Genomic DNA, 12,607 nt, shown 5'->3' on the forward strand with positions numbered 1-12,607 from the left:
AATTTTCAACTCCTTAAATGGAGCTATTTATAGTTTTTTAATCATTAAATAAAAACACTATGATTACATTATCAATTCTTCTTCAGGCTGCAGCTAGTATGGCAGTTGCTAAAATGGGTGCTGCTTTCGGAGCTGGTTTGGCTGCTATTGGTGCTGGTATAGGTATCGGTAAAATTGGGGGGTCTGCTCTTGAGAGTATTGCTCGCCAGCCAGAAGCATCTGGAGATATTCGTTCAAACATGATTGTAGCTGCTGCACTTATTGAAGGTGCTGCTTTCTTTGCTATCATCATTTGTTTGTTGGCTATCGTATTGTAATAGCATTATCCACAATTTGCCAAAAAGGGATTGCCTGAGGCAAATTGTGGTAACAATTGATTATTAAAATCCACCGGAAGGTGAAAAAAATAGAATAATATGGGCTTGGTAACACCTGAATTAGGAACTTTTATATGGATGTTTTTGGCATTTGCCATTGTACTTTTTATCCTTAAAAAGTTTGCCTGGAAACCAATATTGAATGCCTTAAAAGAGCGTGAAGAGTCGATTGAAGACGCATTACGTTCTGCTGATCGTGCTAAAGAAGAAATGGCTGAATTGCAGGCCGACAATGAAAGAATTCTTCAGGAGGCAAGAAAAGAGCGTGAAGGAATGCTTAAAGAGGCAAAAGAAATGAGTACTAAAATTGTTAATGAAGCGAAGCAAAAAGCAACTCAAGAAGCCGATAAACTGGTTGAATCTGCCAGAGCTAACATTGAGAGTGAAAAAGCGGCTGCATTAAACGAAATTAAAGCTCAGGTAGCTAATCTATCAGTTGAAATCGCTGAGAAAGTTCTTCGTCAGCAATTTGCCGAAGATCAGCAACAAAAAGATTACTTCAAGAAGTTAATGGACGAAGTAAAGCTTAATTAGTATCCCGATAGTTCTCGGGAGAGTTAATGAGACAGTAATTCTCTCATCTCTTATCTAATAAAAAAAACATGAACGAAAGTAAAATCTCGGTTCGATATGCCAAAGCTCTTTTCGAATTAGGAAAAGAGAAGAATTTGATCGAAACTTTTATATCAGATATTAAAGTTATTGATGATCTGATTAAAGAAAGTTCTGATTTTTGGTTGATGATTGAAAGTCCGGTGGTGAAAACTCTTCAGAAAAGGAAGACAGTGAAGCAGATATTTACTGGTAATATTGATGCGATGACATTGAATTTCCTTGATTTGGTTCTACAAAACAGAAGAGAGATTTACATCAAAGATATTTCCAGAAACTTCCTGGCTCTTTGCAGAAAAGATATGGGAATATTATCGGCAACTCTTACATCAGCAGCCAAACTTGAAGATGCAAGCAAGCAGAAAATATCTGATCTTCTTGAAAAATCTTTCAATTCTAAGATAGAATTAACAGAAGTGATCGATGAGGATATCATTGGTGGTTTTGTAATTCGTGTTGAAGATCAACAATTAGATGCTTCGGTTGCCAGTCAATTGAATCAAATCAAACGAGAATTACTAACGAACAGAATTAGCTAAAAGCTAATGGCTTATTAAGAATATAAATCAGTCTAATAAGAATTAAATATGGCTAGTATTAAACCTGCAGAAGTTTCGGAAATTCTAAAGCAGCAATTAGAAGGATTAAAAACCGAAGCAGAACTGGAAGAAGTCGGAACCGTATTGCAAGTAGGTGATGGTATCGCTCGCATTTACGGATTATCGAATGTAGAATCAAATGAGTTGATCGAATTCCAAAATGGTGTATTGGGTATTGTTTTGAACTTAGAGGAAGACAATATTGGTGCAGTACTTTTGGGTGAATCACAAGGTATTAAAGAAGGTGACGTAGTAAAACGTACCAAACGTATCGCCTCTATCAATGTTGGAGAAGGCATGTTGGGACGTGTTATCAACACCATTGGTGAACCGATTGACGGTAAAGGTGAAATTACAGGAACAACTTACGAAATGCCATTGGAGCGTAAAGCACCAGGGGTAATTTATCGTCAGCCGGTAAACGAACCTTTGCAAACAGGATTGAAAGCAATTGATGCAATGATTCCAATCGGACGTGGACAGCGTGAGTTAATCATTGGTGACCGTCAGACTGGTAAAACTGCTATTGCAATTGATACCATTATCAATCAGAAAGAATTTTACGACAAGGGTGAGCCTGTATACTGTATTTATGTAGCTGTAGGACAGAAAGGTTCAACCGTTGCGAATATTGCCAGAACTCTGGAAGAAAATGGAGCTATGGCTTATACAACAATTGTATCTGCAACTGCATCAGATCCAGCTGCACTACAATTCTACGCACCATTTGCGGGTGCATCTATTGGTGAGTTCTTCCGTGATACAGGTCGTCCTGCATTAATTATTTATGATGATTTATCGAAGCAGGCAGTATCATATCGTGAGGTATCATTATTGCTTCGCCGTCCACCGGGACGTGAGGCTTATCCAGGAGACGTATTCTATCTTCACTCAAGATTATTAGAGCGTGCTGCTAAGGTGATTAACTCTGATGAAATTGCTCGTCAGATGAACGATCTACCAGAGAGTTTGAAGAATGCCAAGGATGAAAACGGAGAATCAATCATTAAAGGTGGTGGTTCGTTAACTGCACTTCCAATTATTGAAACTCAGGCGGGTGACGTATCTGCATATATCCCAACCAACGTAATTTCGATTACTGATGGTCAGATCTTCTTGGAATCAGATTTATTTAATGCTGGTATTCGTCCTGCAATTAACGTAGGTATCTCAGTATCTCGTGTGGGTGGTAACGCTCAAATTAAATCGATGAAGAAAGTTGCTGGTACCTTGAAACTTGACCAGGCACAGTATCGTGAGCTAGAGGCATTTGCCAAGTTTGGTTCTGATATGGATGCTGCGACCTTATCTGTTCTTGACAAGGGTGCTAAAAACGTTGAGATCTTGAAACAAGGACAGTATTCTCCTGTTACTGTGGATAAGCAAGTTGCGATTCTGTACTGTGGTACTCAAGGTTTATTGAGAAATGTTCCTACTGATAAGGTAAAAGAATTTGAGCATGATTTCATTCAGTTTATGGAATTAAAGCATAAAGATGTATTGGTAGAACTTGGATCAGGGAAATATACGAAGGAAGCGCAGGATATCATGCGTAAAGTAGCTGAAGAAGTAGCTGCAAAGTATAAATAATTATCAATTAACAATTATCAATTAGTAATGAAAATTGCTTTATTACTAATTGTTAATTACTAATTACTAATTGAATCAAATGGCTAATTTAAAAGAAATTCGTACTCGTATTTCGTCGGTTCAGAAAACCAAACAGGTTACTGCAGCGATGAAAATGGTTTCTGCTGCTAAATTGAAAAAAGCTCAGGATGCCATTGTACAAATTCGTCCGTATGCCGATAAATTACACGAGATTCTTTCGAATCTTACAGGAAGCTTAAATCCTGATGATAATTTGTATGGTGTGCAGCGAAAAGCCGACAAGATATTATTGATCGCCATTACTTCGAATAAGGGACTTTGTGGTGCTTTTAATTCAAATGTAATCAAGCAGGTAAATGTTCTTACCGAAGGAGTTTATGCCGATCAAAATCAAAAAGGGAATCTTGAAGTGCTCTGTATTGGTAAGCAGGCTAATGAAATACTTAAGAAGACTCATAAAGTAATTGGTGAACGCAATAGCTTGTACGATGATTTGAGCTTTGAGAATGTTTCGGCCTTGGCAGAATTAATCATGGAAGAATTTGTAGAAGGAAAATACGATAAGGTAGAGTTGGTGTACAACCAGTTTAAAAATGCCGGTGTGCAAATTTTAACTACCGAACAATTCTTACCTGTTCAGCAAGATGAGGATGAGAACAATGTTCAGTCGGATTACATTTTTGAGCCAAATAAAGAAGAGATTGTTCAGGATTTGATTCCTAAATCGCTAAAAACTCAATTCTTTAAAGCAATGTTGGATTCGTTTGCTTCAGAGCACGGAGCACGTATGACGGCTATGCATAAGGCAACCGATAATGCTTCTGATTTGATTCAGGAGTTGAACCTAACATACAACAAAGCTCGTCAGGCTGCAATTACCAACGAAATTTTGGAAATTGTATCTGGTGCGAACGCCTTAGCCCAATAAGCCTAAAAAGTGTCTTAAAAGGGATAAAAAGACCATATTTAAAAGATTTATATTGCTGCGAAACCTCATCCTGTTTGGATGAGGTTTTTTTGTTGATTCAACTTTTATTCTACAAGATTAAAAATTTTTACTAAATTTGCATGTTCAAACATATGTACAAAATGGAATTAAAGATAGATCACAATAGTCCGCTTCCCCTTCATGCGCAAGTCGAAACGTTATTAAGGAAAATGATAGAACTTCCTGAATACAAGAATGGAGGCTTCTTACCAAAGGAGGTTGATTTAGCGAAGCGTTTGGGAATTTCCAGAAATACTTTGCGACAAGCCACTAATAAGTTGGAGTATGAAGGGTTGTTGATTCGTAAAAAAGGAATTGGAACTAAAGTTGCCGAAAAAGGAATCACAACAAATTTGGATAACTGGCAGAGTTTTACTCAGGAAATGTCCGATCAGGGAGTTGATTTTGTCAATTTTTTAATTGAGGCCAAATGGGTGAAGGCTACTGCTAAAATTGCTGGTTTCTTAGGTATCGAGGAGGGAGACAAAACTCTTTGTCTGTCAAGATTGAGGGGCTTTGCAGATGGACCCCTTGTCTATTTTGAAAGTTATTTTCATCCTAGAATAGGTCTGACGGGAGAGGAAGATTTCTCAAAACCTCTTTATAGCATTTTGGAAAATAAATACCATGTAGTGCCGTCAATATCTAAAGAGGAAATTAAGGCAAAGTTGGCATCAAAGATTACCGCTGATCGTCTTCAGATTAAAAAAGGAGATCCAATTTTAGTTAGAGAGCGCTATGTTTCTGACCCTGGTAATAGGCCGTTAGAATACAATATTGGCTTCTACATTGCTGAAAAATTCACCTATTCAATAACCATTACAAGATAGAAATAGTATGAAAAATCCTGTCTCTTTGGGAATAGATGTTGGAGGAAGCCACGCAAGTTGTGCTGCTTTCGATTTGACTGAGAAACGTCTGATTCCTGAAAGCATATCGCATATTCCCTTGAATAATCAGGGAAGTAAAACTGAAGTTATTGATGGGTTTGCGTCACTCATTCAATCTTGTGTTGATAAGATAAACGCTGACTGTCTTGTTGGTATTGGAATAGCAATGCCAGGACCTTTTGATTACGTAAATGGTATTGGCTTATTTACAGGAGAAAATGCCAAATTTCAATGCTTGAATAATGTTAATGTAGAGTTGGAATTAAAGGAGAGGTTGAATTTACCTGAAATTCCTGTTCGATTCATAAATGATGCTACTGCCTTTGCTATCGGAGAGTATTTTTTAGGCCAACTAAAGGGGTGTAAACACACTTTGGCGATCACCTTAGGAACCGGCCTGGGATCAGCTTTTTTATCAGATGGTGTTCCGGTGATTACCGACGAGAAAGTGCCTGAAAATGGCTGTATTTGGCATTTGCCATTTGAAAAAGGTATTGCTGATGACTATTTCTCCACAAGGGGATTGGTAAATAGATACTTTGAGCATAGCGGAACAAAGTTGAAAGGAGTAAAAGAGCTTGCCGATTTGGCCAGGGAGAACTCTCTGGCTATGGAATTATTCCAGGATTTTGGTGAAAAACTGGCTTTGTTCCTTGCCCCCTGGATTAAAAGCTTTCAGGTAGAAGCCGTTGTGTTTGGAGGTAATATTTCGAAAGCTTCTCATTTGTTCAACGACGCAATGAATGAACAATTGAATAAAGAAGGTCTGCGTGTTCAGATTAACTATTCCGAACTGCAGGAATCTGCTGCATTTGTGGGAGGAGCTCAATTGCTAAACAAAGAATTTTGGAACCTTGTAAAGGGTCAATTAAAATATATGTAATCAGTTAAGCTACACTTATGAACACATCAAAAACCAACACGATACTCCCTGTTCTTCTTTCCTTTTTTGTAATCAGCTTCGTTGACCTGGTAGGAACTGGAGTGGATGAATTAAAGCAGAATTCCAAAACGCCTGAATATCTCTTGCAATTAATTCCTTTTGTTGCATTCATTTGGTTCTTTCTTTTGTCAGTGCCCGCTGGAATCTGGCAAGCTAAAATGGGTAAAAAGAAGGTATTGAATGTTGCCATCCTGATTACAGTGATAGGCTTGTTTGTTCCTGTATTGGGAAATAATTTGCCTGTAATACTAGTCGCATTCTCCTTATTGGGAGTTGGAAATACAATCATGCAGGTAGCCGCCAATCCTCTTTTGGTCGATGTTGTAGCAGAAAATAAAGCTTCAAGCTATTTGAGCCTTTCACAGTTTATCAAATCCTTAGGGTCAATGATAGGACCTTTTGTGGCTGCGGTTATAGGTCCATTTCTGGCAAGTTTGTTCAACTATGAGGGAGAAGGCACCTGGAGATTTGGCTTGTACCTATTTGGCTTGATTTCCCTTTTATCTTACCTGTGGTTGTCTATGACTAAAATAGAGGAAAAGCCGGTAGGTGAGGATAAAGTGTCCATCTCATCCTGCTTTAAGCTTCTCTCTAACCGATACATTGCCCTAATGGTATTGGGGATTTTTGCAGTTGTGGGTATCGATGTGGCGCTGAATTCCAATATCGGCACCTTTTTACACCTGAAGATTGGAGTAGGAGAAGAGGCTGCCAAATATGGAAAATCAGTATACTTTTTCGCTAAAATGATAGGGACATTTGCCGGAGCAATCATCCTTATAAAGTGGAATGCCAAAAAGGTTTTAGGCATTTCAAGTATATTGGCAATCCTTTCTGTTATTGCATTATCTATCACTTCAACTGAAATTCTGGCCTGGATTTTTGTTGGAATAATCAGCTTGGGTGTATCTAATATTTTTCCTTTGATTTACTCCATTACAGTTCGCAACTATCCTCAAAGAGCAAATGAAATATCAGGCTTAATGATGATGGCTATTTCGGGAGGAGCCTTTTTCCCGTTTTTGGTTGGCCTGTCCATGGAATATCACCTTAATGGAGGACTCTGGTTAATTCTTGTACTCCTGGTCTTTATCCTCTTCCTGAGAAGAATATCACCTAACAAATAATCAACTCACTTAAATCATTGGGAAAAATGCACAAATCCATATGTTCAAACATTAGCACAAACCTGCAGCGTGTTTTATTAGTGCTGATGGTACTGTTTACGTCCTGTTCTTCTGGTGAAGACCTGGTAAAATATGTTGATCCAAATATTGGAACGGCACATAGCAGGTGGTTCTTTTATACTCCCGCGGCGCTTCCTTTTGGAATGGCTAAGCCAGCACCTAGTACCAATGGTCATTACGGAAACAAGTGGGGCTGGGAAGCTGTAGGTTACGATGACAGGCATGAATCCATTGAAGGTTTTGCCAATGTGCATGAGTTTCAGTTGGGAGGAATTGTATTGATGCCAACCAATGGAAAACTACTTACCACAGCAGGAAAACTGGAACAGCCAGATTTGGGTTACCGATCTCGCTTTTTGAAAGAGTCCGAAATAGCAAAGCCTGGGTATTATAAGGTTGATTTGGCAGATTACGGCATCAAAGCGGAGCTAACTTCGACCAAAAGAGTATCCATTCATCGATATACCTATCCTGCCCATAAAAAGGCAAACTTGTTGTTCGACATTGGAAACCGACAAGGCGAAAGTGGAGCGATTGTAAATGCAGAAGTAAAAAGGGTGGATGACCATACCGTGGAAGGATGGGTTGAAACAGCCCCCGAATACGTGAAGAAATACCAAAAAGGATCAACGGTTAGCATGTACTTTGTTGCCAGGCTAAACAAAGCAATGAAAGAGTATGGAACATTTCAGGGTGATTCAATCTTTCCCAATCAGGATAACATATCAGGAAAGGGAGCGGGATTGTACTTTTCATTTACTCCTGAAAAGTCTGAAAGCATAGAGGTACAGGTGGCCTTGTCCTATACCTCAGTTCAAAATGCTTATGAGAATATGAAAGCCGAAAGCATATCTTTTGCAGAAGCGAAAAAGCAGGCGAATCGCATTTGGAATACAGAACTGAATAAAATACAGGTACAAGGTGGTTCAGAGACTGACAAGACTAAATTTTACACAGGCCTGTATCATGCCTTGCTGGGCAGGGGATTGGCAAATGATGTGAATGGTGCCTATCCTAAAAATGATGGTAGCATTGGTCAGTTGCCAATGAAGAGTGATGGAACCCCTCAGTTTAGCTTCTACAATACCGATGCTGTTTGGGGAGCATTTTGGAACCTTACGCAACTGTGGACTTTGGCCTGGCCCGAATATTACAACGATTTTGTTCAGACTCATCTGCAGGTATACAAGGATACTGGTTGGTTCAGCGATGGCTTAGCCAATAGCAGGTATGTTTCCGGCGTAGGTACCAACTATGTAGGGCTTATCATTGCCTCGGCCTACAATTGCGGAATCAGAAATTACGATACCGATTTTGCTCTTCAGGCTGCCATCGACAATGAATTGGGATGGGAAGGCCGACCTCTTGGGGCAGGTAAAATGGATGTGAGAAGCTTTGTAGAAAATGGATGTATTGCCCATCAGGAGGAGTGGGGAGATATTCCTGAGGCGAGCGCATTTTCAGCATCTCATGTGTTGGAATACTCCTTCTCGGCTCATGCTGTCTCTCACTTTGCCAAGCAACTAAAAAGAGGCAAGGAGGCCAAGCAATTGAAGCAACTTTCGCGTAGCTGGGAAAACATATTCGATTCTTCCACGGGTTTCATTCGACCCAAGTATGAAAACGGAGAGTTCATCTCCAATTTTGATCCTTTGGAGCCATGGCGTGGCTTTCAGGAAGGAAATGCATGGCAATACAGCTTCTATGTTCCCCATGATGCTGGCAAGCTAGTAGGTAAGATCGGGAAGGAAACATTCAATGAGAGGCTTGATTCTATTTTTCTTACATCCCGAAAGAGCGGTTTTGGTGGTGGAAAGGAAATTAATGCCTTTGCAGGGGTAAAAACCATTTACAATCACGGGAACCAACCGAGTTTGCACATTCCGTGGTTATACAACTTCTCAGGGGAACCTGAAAAAACACAATACTGGACAAGAACCATTTGCAATGAGTTTTATGGAGCCGATCCCATCCATGGCTACGGATACGGACAAGATGAGGATCAGGGACAGCTGGGGGCCTGGTACGTTATGGCTTCCATTGGATTGTTTGATGTTGCAGGCTTAACGGGCGAAAACCCAGCCATGCAATTGGGGAGTCCTGCCTTCGATGAAATTAAAATCAAGCTAAATCCTGATTACTATCCTGGCAAACACATTCAGATTAAGGTGAAGAATAACACTCCTGAAAGCTTATTGGTGAAATCAGTAAAGCTGAATGGGAAAGTATTGGAAAAACCAGAAGTCTCCTTTCAAGACCTGGTAAAAGGAGCAAAACTGGAATTTGAAAAGAAGAATACAAACGAACTGTACTAAATGATAAACAGATGAAAAAGTTAATGATTGTTCTTGCTGCAGTAAGCCTTTTAGTAAGCTGCAAGCCTGGCTCAGAGAAAAATGAGAAATTGAAGAAGTCAGTGATGGAAAATACTGATTTTAAGTTTGTGAAGCAGAAAGCTCTCGAGGTTGTGAAAACAGGCTTTAATGCGGGGGATGGTTATGGCGAAGTTTGGATTCGCGACTATGCAACCTTTATTGAACTGTCGGCAGAGGTATATCCAAAAGAAATTCTAAAGGAGAACTTACGAGTTTTCTTCCGCCTTCAGGGCAGTGATGGGAATATAATTGATGGCTTCATTCCCAAAGAAAAAGCCGTAAATGTTGAGGGGGGGTACACCTACATCTACAACGATTTGGAGCCAACTTACTGTGGTCACAAGAATACGGTGGAAACCGATCACGAGGCATCACTGGTGCAGGCGGTTTACAAGTACATTCAGAAAACGGGCGACAAAGACTTTCTTCAGGAGAAGATTGGAGAGAAAAGCGTTCTTGACAGAATGGAATGGTCTCTGGAATTTCTTTTACAGCGCCGTTGGAGCAAGGAGCATGGAATGATTTGGGGAGCTACTACCTCCGATTGGGGCGATGTGCAGCATTGTCACCCTTGGGGCGTGTACATTACCGAGGATACCAAATATTGTCTTGACATCTACGACAATGCCATGTTCTTGATTGCCATTGCCGATCTAATGGAACTGGATGCATCCAAAAAGGAGAAGTGGCAAACGATTCACGATAAGTTGGCTGAAAATACCATGAAATACCTGTGGGACAATCAAAATCAGAAGTTCATTCCTCATGTTTATTTGGATGGTTCACCATTCCCAAAAACCTTTAATGAGAATGAGATTTTCTATCATGGGGGAACAGCCGTTGCCATTGAAGCTGGCCTGCTGAGCAAAGATCAAATCAAAGTTTCTTTGGATAAGATGATTGCCAATATGAAAGCTTCAGGTGCCGGATCCATTGGGCTGACCATGTATCCTCCTTATCCGGAAGGATATTTTGAAAACAAGGGAATGTACCCATATGGCTATCAGAATGGGGGAGACTGGACCTGGTTCGGAGGAAGAATGATTCAGCAATTGGTGAAATACGGATTTGTGGAGGAAGCCTACGAGCAATTGATTCCCATGACAGAGCGCGTGGTGGTGAATGATGGCTTTTATGAGTGGTACACCGAAAAGAATGAGCCAAAAGGATCGGGAACCTTCCGTGGTTCGGCAGGGGTGTTGTACAAGGCGATTGAAATGTTGGAAGATGCAGTTGAAAAATAGAATGGAGATGGAGAACAAAAGAAAATCAGATCAGTATTTGCTACCTCTTAAAAGAAGTGAATCGGTAGTTGGGAAATACGATCTTTACCCTTCCTTGCAAATGGAAGAGGGGAAGGTTTTTGTAGGGGGGGAAACATTGGCACAAGAGCTAAGCAATGAGAAAAACATTGTGATTGATGGTTATGTGGGTGTTTTCTTCGACAAGATAAGGGAGAAGCTGAACGATCAGTTCCTAAGCCTGGGAAAGAAAGTAAATTGGGTGCCTATTGATGAGGCCCTAAAGGCTGAAGCCGATATTGATACCATGATAGAGCCTTTTCTGGGGGGAGACGATCCGATATTTGGTACAAAGGCGACCATTGATCTTGCAGACTTCTTCAATCAGGAGAAACTGGAGAGTTTGCAGCCAATCCCAACTGCTGACCTGAATATCATCTATGGTCCGGGAGCTGCCCTGGCCAATTGGGAAGGCAAATTGGTCTATATAGACCTGCCAAAGAATGAGCTGCAATTTAGAGCTCGAGCAAAAAGTATTACCAACCTGGGGGCAAGTACAGCCCTTGAGAGCAAACCCATGTACAAGCGCTTCTATTTTGTCGATTGGATTGTTCTGAACAATCACAAGCAGGCGCTTCTGCCTAAGCTTGATGTTGTAATCGATGAGCAGCGCATCGATGAGGTGACCTGGATGAGGGGAGATGATTTGCGAGATGGCCTACGCGAAATGGCCAATAACATTTTCCGTGTTCGTCCATGGTTCGAACCTGGTGCCTGGGGAGGTCAGTGGGTGATGGATAAAATAGATGGTCTGAACAAGGATGTGGTGAATTACGCCTGGTCTTTTGAGTTGATTGTACCTGAAAACGGCCTGTTGTTCGAAAGCAGTGGAAAGCTTCTGGAGGTTTCTTTTGACTGTATCATGTTTCAGGAAACCGAAGCAGTCATGGGAAAACATTCACAGGAATATGGCTTTGAGTTTCCCATTCGTTTCGACTTCCTGGATACATTCGATGGGGGAAACCTATCCATCCAATGTCATCCACAAACAGAATATATAAACAAGCATTTCGGCGAGAGCTTCACACAAGAGGAGACCTACTACATTCTGGATGCAGGAAAGGATGCCAAATGCTATTTGGGCTTTCAGGAAGAGGTTGATCCGAAGGCATTCGAAAGCGACTTGCAATACAGCTATCAGAACAAAAAGGAGATTGATATCACCAAACATGTGCAGGTTCACGATTCTAAAAAGCATGACCTGTTCCTGATTCCTCCGGGAACCATCCACGGGTCGGGGATAGATAATTTGGTTCTTGAAATCAGTACCACTCCCTATATCTTTACCTTTAAGATGTACGATTGGTTGCGTGTAGATTTCGATGGCAAACCTCGTCCGATTAATGTTGAGCGTGGCATGGAAAATCTCTGCTTCGATAGAAAAGGGCAGTATGTGAAAGACAAATTGATCTCCCATCCGTATTTATTGAACGAAGGAGCCGATTGGAAACACTATCACCTGCCGACTCATGAAAAACATACCTACGATGTTCATCGTTATCATTTGAACACTGAAGTGGATATCGAAACGGAGAACAGATGCAATGTCCTTTCGTTGGTGGAAGGGGAAAGTATTATTGTTGAGACACAGAACGGAATGCGAAAGCGCTTTAATTATGCCGAAACCTTTGTGATCCCTGCTGCTGCGGGATTCTATAAAATCATTAATGAATCGGAAGGTGAAATAATGGTGGTGAAAGCATTCATGAAATAAGCATTAAGTA

11 protein-coding genes are annotated in these 12,607 nt (G+C 40.6%); all 11 read left to right on the forward strand.

From position 1 onward, the window contains the following. Positions 1-59: 59 nt before the first annotated feature. The 11 genes from atpE (at position 60) to BXY64_RS00650 (ending at position 12,597) form a co-directional block, all read left to right on the forward strand. Positions 60-317, forward strand: a complete 258-nt coding sequence (atpE, locus tag BXY64_RS00600) for an ATP synthase F0 subunit C (protein WP_262493474.1) — start codon at positions 60-62, stop codon at positions 315-317. 99 nt (positions 318-416) lie between these two features. After that, the gene (locus BXY64_RS00605; protein ID WP_120238065.1) at positions 417-911 is read left to right on the forward strand and encodes a F0F1 ATP synthase subunit B; all 495 of its coding nucleotides are present in this window, start codon (positions 417-419) and stop codon (positions 909-911) included. 68 nt (positions 912-979) lie between these two features. Beyond that, positions 980-1,528 (forward strand): ATP synthase F1 subunit delta, encoded by a 549-nt coding sequence (atpH, locus tag BXY64_RS00610; RefSeq protein WP_120238066.1) that lies wholly within the window; start codon positions 980-982, stop codon positions 1,526-1,528. Between the two features lie 48 nt (positions 1,529-1,576). Further along, entirely contained in the window at positions 1,577-3,178 is a 1,602-nt protein-coding gene (gene atpA, locus BXY64_RS00615; RefSeq protein ID WP_120238067.1) for a F0F1 ATP synthase subunit alpha, read from the forward strand. Between the two features lie 79 nt (positions 3,179-3,257). Continuing rightward, positions 3,258-4,127, forward strand: a complete 870-nt coding sequence (atpG, locus tag BXY64_RS00620) for an ATP synthase F1 subunit gamma (protein ID WP_120238068.1) — start codon at positions 3,258-3,260, stop codon at positions 4,125-4,127. 161 nt (positions 4,128-4,288) lie between these two features. Continuing rightward, positions 4,289-5,017, forward strand: coding sequence for a GntR family transcriptional regulator (locus BXY64_RS00625; RefSeq protein WP_120239712.1), 729 nt, complete (start codon positions 4,289-4,291; stop codon positions 5,015-5,017). A 7-nt stretch (positions 5,018-5,024) separates the two neighbouring features. Then, a complete protein-coding gene (locus tag BXY64_RS00630; protein ID WP_120238069.1) occupies positions 5,025-5,960 on the forward strand; it encodes an ROK family protein in 936 nt (311 codons plus the stop codon). Between the two features lie 17 nt (positions 5,961-5,977). After that, a complete protein-coding gene (locus tag BXY64_RS00635; protein WP_120238070.1) occupies positions 5,978-7,147 on the forward strand; it encodes an MFS transporter in 1,170 nt (389 codons plus the stop codon). 26 nt (positions 7,148-7,173) lie between these two features. Next, complete coding sequence (locus BXY64_RS00640; protein WP_211334381.1) at positions 7,174-9,522, forward strand: GH92 family glycosyl hydrolase; 2,349 nt, start codon at positions 7,174-7,176, stop codon at positions 9,520-9,522. 11 nt (positions 9,523-9,533) lie between these two features. Next, complete coding sequence (locus tag BXY64_RS00645; RefSeq protein WP_120238071.1) at positions 9,534-10,826, forward strand: GH36-type glycosyl hydrolase domain-containing protein; 1,293 nt, start codon at positions 9,534-9,536, stop codon at positions 10,824-10,826. A 7-nt stretch (positions 10,827-10,833) separates the two neighbouring features. Then, entirely contained in the window at positions 10,834-12,597 is a 1,764-nt protein-coding gene (locus BXY64_RS00650) for a class I mannose-6-phosphate isomerase (RefSeq protein WP_120239714.1), read from the forward strand. Positions 12,598-12,607: the final 10 nt, after the last annotated feature.

Source organism: Marinifilum flexuosum (assembly GCF_003610555.1).
Taxonomy (GTDB): domain Bacteria; phylum Bacteroidota; class Bacteroidia; order Bacteroidales; family Marinifilaceae; genus Marinifilum; species Marinifilum flexuosum.